Genomic DNA, 17,346 nt, shown 5'->3' with positions numbered 1-17,346 from the left:
CAGAATCCTGACAAATAAGCATCACTACTTTTCACGTTTACCAGCCAATTTATTATTCAGACTGTTTTTTCTGGTGATTTCTTCGCCACTGCCTTCTGTTGCCTGAATTCTGGTAAATGTGTTGACCGACAGACTTTTGTGAATAAGAGGTATTGCCGTGAAGCAGACATTAAAATGGCAAGATGTGATGGGATTGGGCATGATGACCTTTGCCTTCTTTTTGGGCGCAGGCAACATTATTTTCCCTCCGTTGGCTGGCCAACTGGCAGGTGACCATGCGCTGTATACCACCCTGGGCTTTTTGGCGACCGCTGTCGGCCTACCTCTGATTTCGATTATTGCCGTGGCCCGTGCGGGCGGCGGTCTGCCGAACATGACCCGCGATCTGCCGGCTGGGTTCGGTACTTTTGCTTCCGTGCTGCTGTTCATCGTGATTGGTCCTGCGTTTGCCGCGCCGCGTACCGGTCTGGTGGCTTATGAAATGGCGCTCAAACCGTATTTTGCTGCGCCGGATGCCACGGTGCAGATGCTGGTGACTGCCGGTTTCTTTGCTATCGCGATGGCGCTGTCGTGGAGCCGTGGTGCGCTGATCGACAGCATCGGTAAAGTGATGACGCCGGTGCTGTTCCTGCTGCTGGTGGTGCTGGCGGTTGCCGTGGTCGTTGCGCCGCAAGGCGTGGTAGAAGCTGCGCAAGGCGATTACATCGCAACACCGTTTACCAAAGGTTTCTTGGATGGCTATAACACCATGGATACCTTTGCGGCGCTGATGTTCGGCATGCTGATTGTGGATGTGATCCGCAGCAAAGGCATCACCGATACCAAGCAAACCTGTAACTACTTGATCATTGCCGGTCTGATTGCGGCGGCGGGTCTGGCGTTTGTGTACGTGTCCTTGTTCCGTCTGGGGGCCACTTCTGGTGCGATTGCCGGTGGTCTGGATAACGGTGGCGCTATCTTTGCTGCTTATGTACAAGCTCTGTTCGGTCAGCCGGGTCAGTGGATCTTGTCTGCCGTCGTTATTCTGGCCTGTATGACCACGGCGGTTGGCCTGATCAGTGCGTGCTCTGATTACTTCTCTAGCCTGACTGCACTGAGCTATCGTCAGTGGGTACTGATCTTAGGGGTTATCTGCGCAGTGGTGGCGAACGTTGGCTTGAGCACCTTGATCAGCCTGTCGGTACCGGTACTGTACGCGCTGTATCCGCTGGCCATTGGTCTGGTGATGCTGACTTTCGTGCGCCCATGGCTGAGAAATCCAGCGCTGAGCTATCGCTTGGTTCTGGGGGTGGCACTGGTGTTCAGCTTGATGGATGCGGCAGTGGCGGCGGGTGTCAATCTGTCGGTGATGAGCTTCCTGCCACTGTTTAGCAAGAGCATGGCGTGGGTACTGCCAACCGCAATCGCGTTGGTAGTGGCACTGATGTTGCCTGCTCGTGAGCAAGCCTCACAGGTGCAAACGGCTTAATTACTAGCCAAAAAAAGTGAAAGTTTAGAATGCAAAACGGCGCCTTGGGCGCCGTTTTTGTTTTGGTGCTCGCCGCTTACAACTGTTCGGCGATTTCCGTGAGGATCTGCTCACACCAGCGTTGGATACGCTCATCGCTTTGGCTGTACTGGCTCTCTTCATCCAGCGCCAGCCCAACGAAATGCTGCTGATCGTCGGTAAGGGCTTGTGAAGCACTGAACTCATAGCCTTCGGCGGGCCAGTAACCGATGCTGCGGGCGCCACAGGCACTGACTTTCTGATGCAGCATACCGAGTGCATCCAAGAACCATTCGCCGTAACCGAGCTGATCGCCCAAGCCATACAAGGCGACCAGTTTGCCTTGCAGGGCGGCGGTTTGCGCTGGGGTGTCGAACTCCGCCCAACGGGTAGCCCAATCTTCTTGTAGCTCGCCGAAATCCCAGGTCGAAATGCCGAGGATCAACGCATCGTACTGCGCCATGTCGGTCAGTGGCGTGTCTTTAATATTGTGCAGGGTCACCAACTCTGCCCCGATCGTATCGCGGATTTTTTCTGCTGCCATTTCGGTATAGCAGGTGGTTGAACCGTAGAATAAGCCGATTTTCATGTGACATACCGTATCCGGGTGGTGAATGCCGCGAGTGTAGCAGATCTTGCTTGCCATTGTGCCACAGCGCGGTAACGTAGAGCCCCATACCGATACAGGAGGAGCCGTGCAGCAGGATCACGCATTACAAAATATCGCACTGGTCGAACAATTTCTCGATGCCATCTGGATGGAGCGCAATCTGTCGGAGAATACACTGGCGTCGTACCGGCATGACATCAACCCGCTGTTGGCGCGTTTGGCGCGCAGTAATGCTTCTTTGCTGAGCGTCAGTAGTCTGGATTTGCAGGCGCTGTTGGCCGAACGGGTCGATCAGGGCTACAAAGCCAGCAGTACCGCACGTTTACTGAGTGCATTACGCCGGCTATTCCAGTATTTGTATCGTGAGAAATTGCGCGCCGATGATCCGACCGCCATCCTGATGCGCCCCAAATTACCACAGCGCTTGCCGAAGGATTTGAGTGAAGCGCTGGTGGAGCGTTTACTGGCCGCACCCGATCCGCAATTACCGCTGGAGCTGCGCGATAAAGCGATGCTGGAGCTTCTGTATGCCTGTGGGCTGCGGGTGTCTGAGCTAGTCGGGTTGACCATGGATAGTCTGAGCCTACGTCAAGGCGTGGTACGGGTGATCGGTAAAGGAAACAAAGAGCGACTGGTGCCGATGGGGGAAGAGTCTTTATACTGGCTGGAGCAGTTTCTGACCTATGGCCGTGCCAGCTTGCTGGGAGAGCAGTCTTCGGATGTGGTTTTCCCGAGCCAGCGCGGTAACCGGATGACCCGTCAGACTTTCTGGCACCGAATAAAACATTACGCCGTGCGCGCTGGCATTGATAGTGAACAGCTGTCGCCTCACGTATTACGCCATGCGTTTGCCACCCATCTGCTCAATCATGGCGCAGATTTGCGGGTAGTGCAGATGCTGCTGGGGCACACGGACTTATCCACCACCCAGATTTATACGCATGTGGCTACCGAGCGTTTGAAACAGCTGCATCAAGAGCATCATCCGCGTGCTTAATTTTAAGCTGCCTGCTGGCGCGGGCATCACCGAATAACGGAAACAGGATACTTACATGAAAAAGACGTTTACTGCTGCCGCTGTACTGAGTCTGTTTGTCTGGCAGGGTGCTCAGGCTGATGATGCTCAGATCCAAAGCAAACTGAGTGCGCTGGGGATCACCAATGCGCAGATCAAGCCATCGCCACTGGCGGGCATGAAAACGGTACTCAGCGACAGCGGTGTTCTGTATGTCAGCGATAACGGTGAGTTTATCCTGCAAGGGCCGATGTTCCAGCTGACTGGCCAACAGCCGGTGAACGTGACCAACCAGCTGCTGATGCAACAACTGGCCAAGATGGACAACGAGATGATCGTGTACAAGGCCAAAGATCAGAAGTACGTGGTCACCGTCTTTACCGATACCACCTGTGGCTATTGCCGCAAGTTGCACGATGAGATGAAAGAGTACAACGATCTGGGCATTACCGTGCGCTATCTGGCTTTCCCTCGTTACGGCATTGGCTCGAACTCGGCCAACCAAATGGCCGGTATTTGGGCTGCCGCTGATCGCAAGCAAGCCTTTAGCGATGCGATGGCAGGTAAAGAGGTGCCGGCGCAAGACAGCAAAGCATCGGTGATTGCGCAGCAGTTTACTTTAGGTCACCAATTTGGGGTGCAGGGCACGCCAGCGATTTTGCTGCCAAATGGCGATCTGCTGCCGGGCTATCGTGATCCGAAAGGTCTGCTGGAAGTGCTGAAAGCGTATAAATAACTCCCTTCGGCTGCGCATTGTCCTTTCGGCAATGCGCGCCATGCTTAGGTGTAAGACTGAGTCGGCTATCCGGCTGGTTTTCCCTCTCTACTGTCATGTGATCCGAGAAAGCGATGAACGTTGAGATTTGCCGGCGTCCTCATGTGGATGACGCCCACCTGTCTGCCGTGCAGCCGCCGCTGCTGCGGCAAATTTATGCCAGCCGTGGCGTGCAATCGATGCCAGAGCTGGAGCGCTCAGTAAAAGGGATGCTGGATTATCGTCTGCTGCACGGTGTCGATGCGGCGACGGAGTTGCTGTATCAGGCCATGCTGGCCGAGCGTCAGATCACGATTGTGGGTGACTTTGATGCCGATGGGGCCACCAGTACCGCCTTGAGCGTCTTGGCACTGCGCAGCCTTGGGGCGAACAAGGTCAATTTTCTGGTGCCGAACCGTTTTGAAGATGGTTATGGTTTAAGCCCGGAAGTGGTGGTGCAAGCCGAAGCGCTGGGCGCAGAGCTGATCATGACCGTGGATAACGGTATTTCGTCGCATAGTGGGATTGAAGAAGCGCATCGGCGCGGTATTCAGGTGCTGGTTACCGATCACCACCTGCCGGGCGATACTCTGCCGGATGCCGATGCCATCGTGAACCCGAATCTGGAGCAATGCGCGTTTCCGTCCAAAGCGCTGGCGGGGGTTGGGGTCGCATTTTATCTGATGTTGGCGCTGCGTACGCGTCTGCGTGAAGCCAATTGGTTCAGTGAGCGCCAATTAGCCGAGCCGAATCTGGCCGAGCTGCTGGATTTGGTGGCGCTGGGGAGCGTGGCTGATGTGGTGCCGCTGGATGCCAATAACCGAATTTTAATTTGGCAGGGCTTAAGTCGCATTCGCGCAGGGCGTTGTCGTCCGGGGATCACTGCGCTGCTGGAAATCGCTAACAAAGATCGTACTCAGTTAGTGGCGTCCGATTTAGGGTTTGCACTGGGCCCGCGTTTAAATGCAGCAGGACGTCTTGACAACATGTCATTAGGTGTTGCATTACTCTTGTGTGACGATATGGCAACAGCCCGTCAGTTAGCCTGTGATTTGGACGTTTTAAACCAGACTCGGCGCGAAATTGAGCAGGGTATGCAGCAGGAAGCATTAAATCTTTGCCAGAAACTAGATCAAGATCATAATTTGTTACCTTTCGGTCTTGCACTGTTTCACCCAGAGTGGCATCAAGGAGTGGTAGGGATTCTAGCTTCACGCATAAAAGAGCGTTTTCATCGTCCCGTGATTGCATTTGCACCAGCAGGCGATGGGATTATCAAAGGCTCGGGGCGTTCGATTAGCGGACTGCACATGCGTGATGCGTTAGAGCGAATTGACTCGCGTCATCCCGGATTGATTTTACGCTTTGGTGGTCATGCGATGGCAGCGGGATTGTCCATCCATGAACAGCGGTTCGACGATTTTCAGCGCTGTTTCGCCGACATTGTCACCGAGTGGCTCGAGCCTTCGGCACTGCAAGGCAAAATCTGGACTGATGGTCCGTTGCCGGCAGAGATGATGAGCATGCATACCGCTGAATTGCTACGCGCCGCCGGGCCGTGGGGACAAAACTTCCCCGAGCCACTGTTTGACGGGGAATTTAACCTGTTGCAGCAGCGTAAAGTGGGTGAGCGACACCTGAAAATGTTGCTAGAGCCGGTAGACGGTGGCCCATTACTGGATGGGATCGCATTTAACGTCGATACTCAGATTTGGCCGGATCCGTCAGTGCGAAAAGTGACCCTGGCTTATCGGTTGGATATCAACGAGTTTCGGGGTAACCGTAGCCTGCAATTGCTGGTGGAGCATCTGGAGCCGCATTAAGGTAACTCGGCCTGTAACTTAGGCCCTGAATCCGCTAGACTTCACCTGTTTTAGCCCGAAAATGATGAGTAAAGACGCGAATCACTATGTTTGAAATCAATCCTGTAAAAAACGGTATTCAAGACCTGACTGAGCGCACCAATACCCTTCGGGGGTATCTTTGACTACGATGCCAAGAAAGAGCGTCTAGAAGAAGTCAATGCTGAGTTAGAACAACCTGATGTGTGGAATGAGCCGGAACGTGCTCAAGCGCTGGGTAAAGAGCGCTCCGCACTGGAAGCGGTGGTTAACACCATCGACGAATTAGATCAGGGCCTGGAAGATGTGGAAGGCTTGCTGGAGCTGGCCGTTGAAGCGGACGATGAAGAGACCTTCAACGAAGCTGTCGCTGAATTAAGCGCTCTGGAAGCCAAACTCGCCAAGCTCGAGTTCCGCCGGATGTTCTCCGGTCCGAACGACAGTTCTGATTGCTATCTGGATTTGCAAGCCGGCTCTGGCGGCACCGAAGCACAGGACTGGGCCAGCATGTTACTGCGCATGTATCTGCGCTGGGCCGAAAGCAAAGGATTTAAAACTGAGATTATGGAAGTCTCAGACGGTGAAGTGGCAGGCGTGAAATCTGCCACCATTAAGATCAGCGGTGAGTATGCTTACGGCTGGATGCGTACCGAAACCGGTGTGCACCGCTTAGTACGTAAGAGCCCGTTTGACTCCGGCGGTCGTCGTCATACGTCATTTAGCTCCGTGTTTATTTATCCGGAAATTGATGACGATATCGATATCGAGATTAACCCGGCGGATCTGCGCATTGACGTATATCGCGCATCGGGTGCCGGTGGTCAGCACGTAAACCGGACCGAATCGGCGGTACGTATTACTCACTTGCCAACCAACACCGTGGTTCAGTGCCAGAACGACCGTTCCCAGCACAAGAACAAAGATCAGTGTATGAAGCAGTTGAAAGCCAAATTGTATGAGCTGGAACTGCAGAAACAAAATGCTGAAAAGCAAGCGATGGAAGACACTAAGTCTGACATCGGATGGGGAAGCCAGATTCGTTCTTACGTTCTGGATGACTCCCGCATCAAGGATTTGCGTACAGGAATCGAAAACCGCAATACACAAGCGGTATTGGACGGTGATTTAGATCGCTTTATTGAGGCCAGTTTGAAAGCCGGATTGTAAGGAACTCCCATGTCTGAACAACAAAATCTTGAGCAAGAAAGTACATTAGATCTGAACAGCGAGATGGCAACCCGACGCGCGAAGCTGGCAGCTCTGCGTGAAGAAGGGATTGCTTTCCCGAATGATTTCCGCCGTGACAGCATCTCCGGTGACCTGCATGCTGCCTTCGACGATAAGTCTAAGGAAGAGCTGGAAGCACTGGGTAAAGAAGTGGTTGTTGCGGGCCGTATCATGACTCGTCGTATCATGGGTAAAGCTGCATTCGTTACCCTGCAGGATATGGGTGGTCAGATCCAGCTGTATGTATCTCGTGATGAGCTGCCAGAGGGCGTTTACAACGAGAAGTTCAAGAAATGGGACATGGGCGACATCATCGGGGCACGCGGTAAGCTGTTTAAGACTCAGACCGGCGAGCTGACAATCCACTGTTCAGACGTACGTCTGCTGACCAAGGCACTGCGCCCGTTACCAGACAAGTTCCACGGCCTGTCAGACATGGAAATGCGCTATCGTCAGCGCTATCTGGATCTGATCACCAATCCGGAATCTCGTCGTACTTTCGAAATCCGCTCTAAAGTGATCAGCGGCATCCGTCGTTATCTGGAAGAGCAGAATTTCGTGGAAGTGGAAACCCCGATGCTGCACCCAATTCCGGGTGGTACCACTGCACTGCCATTTGCGACTCACCACAACGCACTGGATCAAGAAATGTTCCTGCGTATCGCGCCAGAGCTGTACCTGAAGCGTCTGGTGATCGGTGGCATGGAGCGTGTGTTCGAGATTAACCGTAACTTCCGTAACGAAGGTCTGTCTGCTCGTCACAACCCAGAATTCACCATGCTGGAATTCTACCAGGCGTATGCTGACTACAACGATCTGATGGACAAGACCGAAGACATGCTGCGTACACTGGCCATGAACATTCTGGGCAGCACCACCGTTCATTACGGTGACCACGTGTATGACTTCGGTAAGCCGTTCGACCGTCTGACTCCAGCGGAAGCGACTGTGAAGTACACTGAGCTGACCATGGATCAACTGGATACGCTGGAAGCTGCACGTGCGACTTGTGATGCGCACGGTATCAAGTACCAGCCACAGTGGGGCGTAGGTCGTCTGCAAGTTGAGATCTTCGAAGAGCTGGCTGAGCATTGCCTGATTCAGCCAACCTTCATCACCAAGCACCCAGCAGAAACTTCTCCGCTGGCACGTGCTAACGATGAAGATCCAACCGTAACTGACCGCTTCGAGCTGTTCATCGGTGCGCGTGAAATCGCGAATGCTTACTCCGAGTTGAACGACCCAGAAGATCAGGATCGTCGTTTCCGTCAGCAGCTGGTAGAGCGTGACTCCGGTGATGCCGAAGCAATGCACTACGATGCTGACTACATCATGGCGATGGAATACGGCCTGCCACCAACAGCCGGTGAAGGTATCGGTATCGACCGTCTGGCGATGATCTTCGCGAACGCGCCGAGCATCCGTGACGTGATCCTGTTCCCTGCGATGCGTCTGCAAAAATAAGTTAGACGCGTTACGCTAAGAACCAGAAAACGGAGCCTATGGGCTCCGTTTTTTTATGGGTAGCAACGGTTGGTCTCTGAAGTGGCGCGCCGGTGGTGAGGGTGGCGCTAGACATCACGGTTGCGAGTGATGACGCAGAAATGCGATATGCTGCACGGAAACAATTATCCATACTTTTTCCTGCTTAATTCTCAATCAGTTAAGCCTCTTTAGTCTTGCAGTGCGCAGGCAGGGGGTTATAATCGTTTTCGAATTACGGCGTGTGCGGGTGTAGTTCAATGGTAGAACGGTAGCTTCCCAAGCTGCATACGAGGGTTCGATTCCCTTCACCCGCTCCATTCATGCCTTCTTGAGTCACTCTCCTACGTGTTATTTTGTGTCATATCCCTCTAGCTTCTTTATTTTTATTTTTGCTTTTCATCGGGTTACTGTATCAATTGCTTTTTAGTGCTTTGGCGTTTAGTCATCATTCCCATTTTCGCTGACATGATGAAATAGGAATGCGTTGCCATTGGCGATAAACGGCAATGCAACGAGGTGCATTAAGACGGCTCAACATTCATCACGCACTATTGTCATTCAGCATGGCCATGAAAAAGCACCTTTACATCCTGTTGGCGTGGCTCTGATTGCTGATGCGCGGTGACAAGAGAAAAGATGAGAGAAAAATAAATGATGCGTAGGGCGGGGCGTTTAGCGAAAAAGAAAATTAAATGAAAAATAAACCTTTACTTAGGTAGCTAACCCAGCCATAATGCAATGGCTCTGTTGTTAAGAGAGTTATTAATAAAGCGTAAAGTAAAAGAAAAACCCTCAGAATTCCCGCGTAACCGTTGTTATTCCTTAGTGTTTCCCTTAGCTTCTTGCCTCATAAATAATTCGTTTCCTCAGCGCAACACAATAATTTAATTAAGAAAAGGGACGTATTATGTCTACTAAAAGCACTGGTTCAGTAAAATGGTTTAACGAAGATAAAGGCTTTGGCTTTATTGCTCAAGACAACGGCGGCGCAGATGTATTTGTACATTTCCGTGCCATTATCTCTGAAGGTTTCAAAACATTGAAAGAAGGCCAAAAGGTTTCTTTTGATGTTGAGCAAGGTGCCAAAGGCCCACAAGCGTCTAACGTTACCGCGCTGTAAGCCTCTCTGATACCTGAAAGCGGGCGCCAGCCGCCCGTTTTCCTTGTCACCGTTATCCTCGATACCCGTTCGATTTCCTATCCTGTTATTTCTGTTATTGATTGCTTTGAATCAACTTTATATTGACGTTGAAAGGCTACAGAAATTCAGCGTTGAATAATATATAAGGTTTTTTATGGCCAAAGTTAATGGCAGAAGCAGATTTTGGTTTTACCAAAATAAAGAAATCATTAAGAAAATAACTGAAGAATTAAAATAATGATTATAAAATTCACTGTGGGTGATTTCTCTTGGGAATCCTCATTGCATCAATTAAATAGTGATGCGCTTATTCGTCACATCCATTTTTATAGTGGGCATAGTAGTGTTGGCATCAGTATCAACTATTGTGAAAGTACCAGTCGGGGTAATATTTATTCCCGCGATGCATTAGTCGGTAATTTCGCTGTTCTATCGTAACAATTCATGCCACGGCATGATGCTTGCCGGCGTTGACGTTTGATGGTCTTTTTAATATTCCTACATCAGTTAATTATCGCAATGATTGAGCGTTGCTCTCTTTGCGCCGATTAACCTCTCATTTTTGCCAATAAACGCGTTGCTGACGAAAAATAATAATATTCCCTTGCAGCATGGCGTTTAGTTGCCTCTCAACTGATCTTTTTTCTCTGCTGGTGCTCATTAGATGAGTGGGACTCGATATCACCTGCAATACGTGGATACAGTGCACGGCACGCTCAATTGTTACGGCTGTAGCTGATTTGTATTTGGCGTGTAAATGTGGCATGGTGATATAAATCACACTTTTAGTGTTATTCATGTATGGCTCAAAATGAGCGTTAACACGGAGAGACAAGATGAAGAAAATGCTGATGGTTGCGGCACTGTGCGCCGGTTTGAGCGGCGTAAGCCTTAGTAGCTATGCTGCGCCTGCACCTGCGCAAAAGCCTCTGATGGGCGGTTGGAGTGCAGCCGAGGTAACTCCACAAGCCAAGCAAGCCGCTGAATTTGCATTTAAAGCGTCCAATGTATCTTCTAAGTTGGACAAAGTGATTGCGGTGCAGCAGCAGGTAGTATCAGGAATGAACTACAAAGTGATCTACCAGCTGGCTGACGGTTCCCGTTGGCAGGCGCAGGTTTACCGTGCGCTGGATGGACATGAAGAGCTGCATGCATTGAACCGTATTCCGGCTAATCAGTAATGGCCATATTGCCATATAGGCAGTGCAATCATTGAGAAGGGCGCGCTACGTTGTGTAGTGCGCCCTTTTGCTATTCTGCGCGGTGGTTTTATGTGAGGCGAGCAAATGCCATTCTTTACGCCTTACTGATAACTTAGCACACCTTTGGCGGCCGGTAAGTAACGCAGTGAGAACAACACGCTATCTTTTCCTGCGCAAGGCGGGATACTGCGTAATACCGCGGCATCCGAAGGATAAGCTGGTTCAGCATGAAATTGCTGGCCGGGTAGTGCGCGGAAAATTTCATACACCACGCCAGCGGCTGGGGTTGTGGTCGAGGCCGACGCTGCGCGGTTATCCAAGGTGCAGCCAGCACTGCTTTGTAGATACAAGGCTCGCTCAGCACCAGAGAGTTTGCCGACGCCGCGCCCATCTTGGATCCAAAATTGTACGCCGCTGCCTGATAACTCACTGATCAAGGCGCTATAGCCTTGCGGCGACATGTTACCGGCAAAAAAGCTGCTGATATATACCGGTTGGCGTGACAGCATCTGGAGCTCCAGTCGTTCCCGCTGTAGCCAATTCTTGGCCAATGCTTGACGCTCGGGGGCGCGCCAATTCACATCATCAACCTCCGCGCTGATATACCAGCCACTGACCGGCACGCTATCGGCAGCCTCCAGCCAGCGCTGGGCTTGGGCCCGATCTTCGCTACGCAGCCGGTTGAGGTAGTTACCCAGTGCTGCATCCGGCTGCTGTTGGCGGGCAAAAAAATCGGGATCGGCGAACAAGCCAACCACTATCTGCAATCCCGCTGCGTGGGCTAGCCGCGCTTGGCGTTGTAGCCATTGCTGATCTTCTTCGCTGGCAAAGGCATCGCCATAGCGCGTCCATTGCAAAACGAGCGTATCCATCCCCATGGTTTTGAGCTGTTGCATCAACGTTTGCCATTGAGCCGTGGAGACTTGGCGATCGCGGTTTTGTGGTTGGTAGATAACGGCATTCATGGCCTGCGCCGATGGGGCGATCAGCAGTAATCCCCCGAGCAGGAGTGAGGCGATAAGAGTGCGAACCTGTGCGATCACCAGCGGCCTCCTAGGGTCATAAATACGCTGTTATTATCATCGTTGAATGGATTATGGCTACTGAACGTATGTTGATACTCCAGGCCAACACTGACCTTATTCGGCCAAGCTTTGTCGCGGGTCTGGCCGCTCCAGATATTCCAGCGTACACCCACACCGGTTAAACCGGTACTGTGGATCAGCTCATCGTGGAAGCTGTTGTATTGGATATGCGCATACGGCTCAACGGTTTGCCCTGCGGCAATTTTTCGATGCCAACTGGCGCGATAATCGGCGGTATACGATTGCTGATTTTGGCGGACATAGTAGGCCGCGTCCAGATACAGGTTTTGCGCAAACCAGCCTTTCCCGTTGGGATGCCAATCATCACTAAATTTACCGCCGTTGAGTAACGAGGCACTGGCGCGCAGCATGACATCGGCCTTACCTGATTGCGCGGTGAGGGGGATCTGTTGCTCTGCCGCCAGATAGAAGGTGTGACTGAAAAACGGCTTCCAGCGGATCCCCGCGCCGAGCATGGGATCGTTCACCGGTAGCAGATTACCGTTTTCGCCGCTGCCAGCAAATATACGCGAGTAAGCAAACAGCGTATCGCCACTGCGCAGTTGATTGCGGCCAATGCGGTAGTTGGCTTCCAGTTGACCATAACTGCGATAACTTCGACCGGGCTGGGCGCTGCCGCTATTCGCGCTCGTCAGGGCGCTGGATTGCAGGCCTAACAAACTGTCGGCACTGAATGTCCAACGTTGGGTGGTGTCAGTGTACAGGCGGCGTAGGGCAAATTGCTCTTGTTGCTGTGCTGCGCTTAGCGGATACGGCGCGGCTGCGTTGCTGATATCGGCAATCGCCTGCGCGGCATAGCGCAAGGTTTGTGGGTCATCACCTAAACGCTGGTTTACGTAAGCGAGTTGGCGAATTAAGCCCGGATCGTCTGGCATGGTGTGCAAGGCTTGCCGCATCAACGTTCGAGCGGTTGCATAATCGCCCTCATCCAATAACGCATAGCCGAGCGCGGCTTGGTAATCGGCATTATCCGGCTCCATACGGTGCGCTTGGCGCAAATCGGCTAGCGCCGATTGAGGTTGTTTGAGCTGTTGCCAGATCACGGCGCGCGCCGCGTAAAAGCGTGCGAGCGGTTTTAGGTGTATTGCCTTATCCAGGGCGCTAAGCGCGCTCTGTGGGTCGGATTTTGGCGTATGCTGCGCAGTTAACCACCAGTAGCCGGCATAACCGCCCATACTGCGTTGCTGCATCAGCGATAGCCAGTGGCCGAGCGCCGTAGCATTGCCAGCGGCTTGCGCGGTGCTGGCGGCAGCCAGTAAATCTTCATCGCTAAGTGTGTTGGTCGGTAACTGCTGCCAGTAGTGTTCGGCCTGCGGATAGTTTTGTACTGCGGCGGCTTGGTAGGCGATTGCCAACTGATTGTAATGGGATGGTTGACGTTGCTCGCTTTGCTGATACGCATACAGCGCGAGTCCTGGCAGCTGTTTTTGGTAGCAGTTACCCAGCAAATCCCAACTGGCTGCAGGGTATGCCGGCGACAGATTTCCCAACAGCGTAGTGACTGCGGCGCAGTCATGGCGTGATGCCAGCCAGCTCGCTTGCTGCAAACGCAAATTCACATCCGGCTGTGGTCGGGATAATCGCGTCAAAACGGCCGGTGTGACGTACTGCGGATAACGCTCCAACAACTCAAACAGACGGGTGGCCAGCTGTGAACGCACGGTTCTGTTATATGGGCCGTGATATGGACCTTGGAATGGATAGTGCTGGAGCAGTAACTCAATGGCCGCCGCTGATTTGCCCGCTTGCAGTAAACGGTAGGACAGCGTATCGAGCAGCTGGCTGTTGCTCGGCTGCTGCCGATACAGCTGCTGGGCTAACGCCAGGCTATGGGTATTTCCCGGTTGCTGCAAACTGAGGCTAAACCGAGTCTCTAACCATTGGTTGGCCGGATAGTTGGCTAAGAAGGTTTGTGCGGCCGAATAGTCTTTGGCTTGCATTAGCCCTTCTAAGCGGCGCTGGGCAATCCATTGTTGGTTAGCGCTAAAACGGGCCGGGAAGTTCAGTACTGCTTGCTGCGGATTGGCACTGTAGCGTGACAGCAGATACAGCCAGCCTTGCTCTTGTTGAGCATTCGTAAAGGCGGGTGCAGGCGTTTGTGCTAAATAGTGGCGTAAGCGAGCGTGTTGACCTTGTTGGGCTAATTCGCTGGCATAGGCTAAGCGTTGTGCTGGGCTATCCATCACGCCTTGCGCTTGCAACTGCTGTAGGCGGTTATAGTCACGGGTCAGTAGTAGGATCTGAAACCATTGCTCTGCTTGCGCCGCGCTAAGTTTGCCTTGCTGGCGCAATGCATTGAACTCAGGCTCTACATATTGCCACTGCTTGAGATAAATAGCGCGTTGCTGTAAGTCGGTGCGTAGCGTGTGCCCTACGGCGCTGTTGGCAAAATTCGGGTCTTGCAGTTGAGCTGCAGCAATATCGAGGGCACTCAGGTGTAATGCAGCTTGTCCTACGGCAGCGCGGCAACGTAGAGTGGGCTCTTGGTCACACCTTGCTTGCTGCGCCAGCAGTTCGGTGCGGGTGATCTGCTTATCAAGGGGGATCGGGATGGCATCGAGCGCTTGGCGTAATGCGCGGTTGCCCGGCGCGCGCTTTAATTGATGTTGCAGTAACTGTACGGCTTGTTCATTGCGCCCGAAATGGCGATAGGCTTCGGCCAAGTACAGTGTTACCGCTATATTATCCGGCACTTCACGGTGCACATGCTCAAACTGGGTAATTGCCGTATGTGCATCATTGTTCTTCATCGCCTGCATGGCTTTTTGCAGGTGTGGATAGGAGATGAAGTAGTGGTAATCACTCATGCCCCAATTCGGCGCGGACAGTTCACTGCCCTTGGCATCCGGTGTTTTTGCAGCCAGTAATGTGCCACTCAGGGCGCAGTACAGCATGACCGCGAATGTGGAGCGTGCATAGGGAAGAGACATCAGGCCACCTCCTGTTGCAATTGCTGTAACTGTTGATGGCTGAGACCGGATTGTTGCAACAGCTGCGTCATAGATACCTGTAATTCGTCCTGTAATTCCAGTGCTCGCGTTAGTGTTTGTGGGCTAATGACGCCTTCATTGACTAAAAATGCGCCCAGCGGTTGCTCACAGCGCTCGTGACGCAGGAGCAAAGCCTTCATCGCGGCTGCATTGATATGGCCAAGTGAGGTCAGAATTTCGGCAAACAGAATTTGCTGCGAAACAAAGCGCTGCCAAAGTTGTGCGCTTTGGTCACGACTAAGCCAGCCTTGTTGTTCTGCGTGCGTGAGTAACGCGCGCTCATCGCTGCCTGGATGGCGGGCATACCAGTGGCGTAAACCCACCACCACTTGTCCGCGTGGCACGATGACATAGCGGATCGGGAGCTGCATCTTGCGCCCCAACGCGGCCAGCGAGACGGGGTCAATATTGTATTCGCTGGCTACCACCAGCGTATCGTGCTCTAAACGCACCGGCAGTACGGCATAATGCAACGCCACAGAGGCCGGCATTTGCGCAATTAACGCGGGATCCAAAGACCATGCATCGATGGATTCCATCGCAACACCACTTTGCTCGGCCAATGCGGCCGCCAGTTGGCGACACGTGATGATGCCTTGGTGCACCAGCATTCCGCCCAGACGTAACCCTTCAATCCGGTTGGTCAACGCTTGTTCCAATTGGGCATCGGTTAGTGCGCCTTGGCTTACTAAGATTTGGCCGAGTGGCCGTAACGCGCGATTGGTTCCGGTGACACTTGGAAAATCGTGGGTGGTTTTATCCCACGCCACGCGCCGCGGATCACCGTGCTGAATGACCTGAGTAATGGCACGCCAGTTGGCCATAAAGTTGATCAGGTTGCCCCAAAACAGGCGCAATACCGATAACAGCCCCTGCTTAATGCCGTAATACGCGGTCACGAAAATAATCCGCTGCGCTATCCGATTGAGCATCAAGGCAAAGTTGAGCCAAAGTAAGGTTTTCAGCCAAGGGCCACCGCTGAAAATGGATAAAAATTGCCACGCATCCGGCCAAAAATGTTGATACAGATACAGCACAATCAACTGCAGCATCAAGATCATGGCAGCAAAGCTGAGAAAATTACTGATGGCGCCTTTGCGATCACGCCAGAGAAAGTAGTTAATGGTCAGGTTGTCGCTCCAACGGTGCGTTTTGAAGCCTTGAAAGACAATCCCGATAATCCAGCGCGATTTTTGCCGCATGGCGGTAGTGAAGGTATCGGGGAAATATTCCCGTACACAAATGGTATTGGCCGAGCGCTGGCTTTGTAGCCACGGGCGTTTTCCGGAAGGCTCTGTTGGAATTACTGGGAAACGGACAAAAATCTCTTCCATCCCTTTGGTTTTTAAACGAAAGCCGATGTCATAGTCTTCAGTGAGACTCTGCACATCAAAGGCGATCCCATCACCGTCTTTAAGCAGTGCCATCACTGCTCGGCGGCTAAAACAGGTACCCACGCCCGCGCTCGGTACTTGACCGGCAATCGCTTCGCGCACCGGAACATCTTTACCGTGCAATTCGGCAAACTCATCGATGTAACTCATGCTGGTAAAGTGCGTCCACTCCCGTTCGAACGGATAGACGGGGATCTGGATCAGATCCTTGCGGTCAACCAAGTAGTTGAACAGGCGCAGCTCGAGCGGGGAGATCACATCTTCGGCATCATGCAAAATGAAGCCGGCAAAGGTGAAATTGGCGCTGCGCTCAAACTGGGTGATCGCATCGAGAATGTTGTTCAGGCAATCGGCTTTGCTGGTGGGGCCGGGTCGGGCACACACCACTTTGTGCACATTTACAAAGCGGGCGCACACGGCGTCCACATCACGTTGGGTGTCTGGGTCGTTGGGGTAGGTGCCGACAAAAATATGGTAGTTCTCATAGTCGAGCGTGGTGGCGGCCAATTCAGCCATATTGCCGATCACCCCAGTTTCATTCCACGCCGGTACCATGATGGCCAGCGGTTTTTCATCCGGTTTATATAATGCATCGTGGTGCATGCGTGGGTGACGTTGATACACCGTCAATGCACGCTTGATACGCCGCGTCCAGTACGTGATATCGATAAACAGATCGTCGAGGCCACTGATTAACATCAGCACGGCGAGAGTTATGGCGATCAGTTTTAGACCATACAAATAGGTGATGAATGCATCAATCATTCGTCATTGCCTTGGGTTATATGCCGGAAAATAGAGAACAGATGGAGAATGTTTTTAGTATTTTATCCGGCTTTATTGTAATAGATGGGAGCATTCCTTTGCTAAATGTGCATTTGATTGGTTTTTTGATGCACTAAATAGCCGTTTCGCTGTAATTTTGACCATGGTAGCATTTAGCCAAAAAGGCGCTCAAAGGCTTTTTTGCTTCATTGTGTGACCGAGATAGGCGATGAAAATGAGCAGTATAAAAATGGCTTGTTAAACAAATGTCATACCAATGCAAGTTTTCGCTTTAGCTAGGCCCAGCACGCACTGCGAAAACGCCATCAG

The 17,346-nt window shown here is 52.3% G+C and carries 13 protein-coding genes and 1 tRNA gene; 9 read left to right on the top strand and 5 right to left on the bottom strand.

The window, feature by feature from the left end; all coding sequences use genetic code 11:
• Positions 1-157: 157 nt before the first annotated feature.
• Entirely contained in the window at positions 158-1,468 is a 1,311-nt protein-coding gene (brnQ, locus tag NCTC9997_RS12795; protein WP_010864645.1) for a branched-chain amino acid transport system II carrier protein, read from the top strand.
• A 76-nt stretch (positions 1,469-1,544) separates the two neighbouring features.
• On the opposite strand, the gene fldB is transcribed toward brnQ, so the two are convergent.
• Positions 1,545-2,075, bottom strand: a complete 531-nt coding sequence (gene fldB, locus NCTC9997_RS12790; protein ID WP_010864644.1) for a flavodoxin FldB — start codon at positions 2,073-2,075, stop codon at positions 1,545-1,547.
• Positions 2,076-2,244: 169 nt separating this feature from the next.
• Between fldB and xerD the strand changes: the two genes are divergently transcribed.
• From xerD to cspE, 7 genes are all read left to right on the top strand, one after another.
• Positions 2,245-3,093 carry a site-specific tyrosine recombinase XerD gene (gene xerD / locus NCTC9997_RS12785; protein ID WP_115150356.1) on the top strand — a complete coding sequence of 283 codons (849 nt, stop codon included), beginning with the start codon at positions 2,245-2,247 and terminating at the stop codon, positions 3,091-3,093.
• A 55-nt stretch (positions 3,094-3,148) separates the two neighbouring features.
• Complete coding sequence (dsbC, locus tag NCTC9997_RS12780) at positions 3,149-3,847, top strand: bifunctional protein-disulfide isomerase/oxidoreductase DsbC (protein WP_064978196.1); 699 nt, start codon at positions 3,149-3,151, stop codon at positions 3,845-3,847.
• Positions 3,848-3,960: 113 nt separating this feature from the next.
• Positions 3,961-5,688 carry a single-stranded-DNA-specific exonuclease RecJ gene (gene recJ, locus NCTC9997_RS12775; protein WP_010864641.1) on the top strand — a complete coding sequence of 576 codons (1,728 nt, stop codon included), beginning with the start codon at positions 3,961-3,963 and terminating at the stop codon, positions 5,686-5,688.
• Between the two features lie 86 nt (positions 5,689-5,774).
• Positions 5,775-6,873, top strand: a protein-coding gene (gene prfB, locus NCTC9997_RS12770; RefSeq protein ID WP_106911789.1) for a peptide chain release factor 2 whose coding sequence is annotated in 2 segments (ribosomal slippage) — positions 5,775-5,849 and positions 5,851-6,873 — 1,098 coding nt in all. Because the reading frame shifts where the segments join, the coding sequence is not laid out codon by codon here.
• 9 nt (positions 6,874-6,882) lie between these two features.
• On the top strand, positions 6,883-8,397 hold the full coding sequence (lysS, locus tag NCTC9997_RS12765) for a lysine--tRNA ligase (RefSeq protein WP_010864639.1): 1,515 nt from the start codon (positions 6,883-6,885) through the stop codon (positions 8,395-8,397).
• A gap of 264 nt (positions 8,398-8,661) precedes the next feature.
• Positions 8,662-8,735 (top strand) — tRNA-Gly (locus NCTC9997_RS12760).
• 590 nt (positions 8,736-9,325) lie between these two features.
• Positions 9,326-9,538 carry a transcription antiterminator/RNA stability regulator CspE gene (gene cspE, locus NCTC9997_RS12755; RefSeq protein ID WP_010864638.1) on the top strand — a complete coding sequence of 71 codons (213 nt, stop codon included), beginning with the start codon at positions 9,326-9,328 and terminating at the stop codon, positions 9,536-9,538.
• A 577-nt stretch (positions 9,539-10,115) separates the two neighbouring features.
• Here the strand turns inward: cspE and NCTC9997_RS15350 are convergent.
• Positions 10,116-10,358 carry a hypothetical protein gene (locus NCTC9997_RS15350; RefSeq protein ID WP_152135732.1) on the bottom strand — a complete coding sequence of 81 codons (243 nt, stop codon included), beginning with the start codon at positions 10,356-10,358 and terminating at the stop codon, positions 10,116-10,118.
• Positions 10,359-10,395: 37 nt separating this feature from the next.
• Here NCTC9997_RS15350 and NCTC9997_RS12745 point away from each other — a divergent pair, with 37 nt between their 5' ends.
• The gene (locus NCTC9997_RS12745; protein ID WP_064978195.1) at positions 10,396-10,740 is read left to right on the top strand and encodes a cystatin domain-containing protein; all 345 of its coding nucleotides are present in this window, start codon (positions 10,396-10,398) and stop codon (positions 10,738-10,740) included.
• 122 nt (positions 10,741-10,862) lie between these two features.
• Here NCTC9997_RS12745 and NCTC9997_RS12740 read toward each other — a convergent pair whose 3' ends face one another.
• The 3 genes from NCTC9997_RS12740 to nfrB all read right to left on the bottom strand — a co-directional run bounded on the left by NCTC9997_RS12740 (position 10,863) and on the right by nfrB (position 17,016).
• A complete protein-coding gene (locus tag NCTC9997_RS12740; RefSeq protein WP_082935599.1) occupies positions 10,863-11,726 on the bottom strand; it encodes a DUF4434 domain-containing protein in 864 nt (287 codons plus the stop codon).
• Between the two features lie 74 nt (positions 11,727-11,800).
• The gene (locus NCTC9997_RS12735) at positions 11,801-14,797 is read right to left on the bottom strand and encodes an NfrA family protein (RefSeq protein ID WP_064978194.1); all 2,997 of its coding nucleotides are present in this window, start codon (positions 14,795-14,797) and stop codon (positions 11,801-11,803) included.
• Entirely contained in the window at positions 14,797-17,016 is a 2,220-nt protein-coding gene (gene nfrB, locus NCTC9997_RS12730; protein ID WP_064978193.1) for a cyclic di-3',5'-guanylate-activated glycosyltransferase NfrB, read from the bottom strand. Before nfrB ends, NCTC9997_RS12735 begins: the two co-directional genes overlap by 1 nt.
• Between the last annotated feature and the right edge of the window lie 330 nt (positions 17,017-17,346).

It is taken from the genome of Plesiomonas shigelloides, from assembly GCF_900087055.1.
In the GTDB taxonomy this organism is placed as follows: Bacteria; Pseudomonadota; Gammaproteobacteria; order Enterobacterales; family CAMTGL01; genus Plesiomonas; species Plesiomonas shigelloides.
Note: the sequence above shows the minus strand (reverse complement) of the source record. Positions and strands in the feature narration are given on the sequence as shown.

What these genes read in the sequence shown, in the direction of transcription:
- fldB (WP_010864644.1), bottom strand. Translation starts at nt 2,075, where the DNA reads ATGAAAATCGGCTTATTCTACGGTTCAACCACCTGCTATACCGAAATG.
- xerD (WP_115150356.1), top strand. Translation starts at nt 2,245, where the DNA reads ATGGAGCGCAATCTGTCGGAGAATACACTGGCGTCGTACCGGCATGAC.
- dsbC (WP_064978196.1), top strand. Translation starts at nt 3,149, where the DNA reads ATGAAAAAGACGTTTACTGCTGCCGCTGTACTGAGTCTGTTTGTCTGG.
- recJ (WP_010864641.1), top strand. Translation starts at nt 3,961, where the DNA reads ATGAACGTTGAGATTTGCCGGCGTCCTCATGTGGATGACGCCCACCTG.
- lysS (WP_010864639.1), top strand. Translation starts at nt 6,883, where the DNA reads ATGTCTGAACAACAAAATCTTGAGCAAGAAAGTACATTAGATCTGAAC.
- cspE (WP_010864638.1), top strand. Translation starts at nt 9,326, where the DNA reads ATGTCTACTAAAAGCACTGGTTCAGTAAAATGGTTTAACGAAGATAAA.
- NCTC9997_RS15350 (WP_152135732.1), bottom strand. Translation starts at nt 10,358, where the DNA reads ATGAATAACACTAAAAGTGTGATTTATATCACCATGCCACATTTACAC.
- NCTC9997_RS12745 (WP_064978195.1), top strand. Translation starts at nt 10,396, where the DNA reads ATGAAGAAAATGCTGATGGTTGCGGCACTGTGCGCCGGTTTGAGCGGC.
- NCTC9997_RS12740 (WP_082935599.1), bottom strand. Translation starts at nt 11,726, where the DNA reads ATGAATGCCGTTATCTACCAACCACAAAACCGCGATCGCCAAGTCTCC.
- NCTC9997_RS12735 (WP_064978194.1), bottom strand. Translation starts at nt 14,797, where the DNA reads ATGTCTCTTCCCTATGCACGCTCCACATTCGCGGTCATGCTGTACTGC.
- nfrB (WP_064978193.1), bottom strand. Translation starts at nt 17,016, where the DNA reads ATGATTGATGCATTCATCACCTATTTGTATGGTCTAAAACTGATCGCC.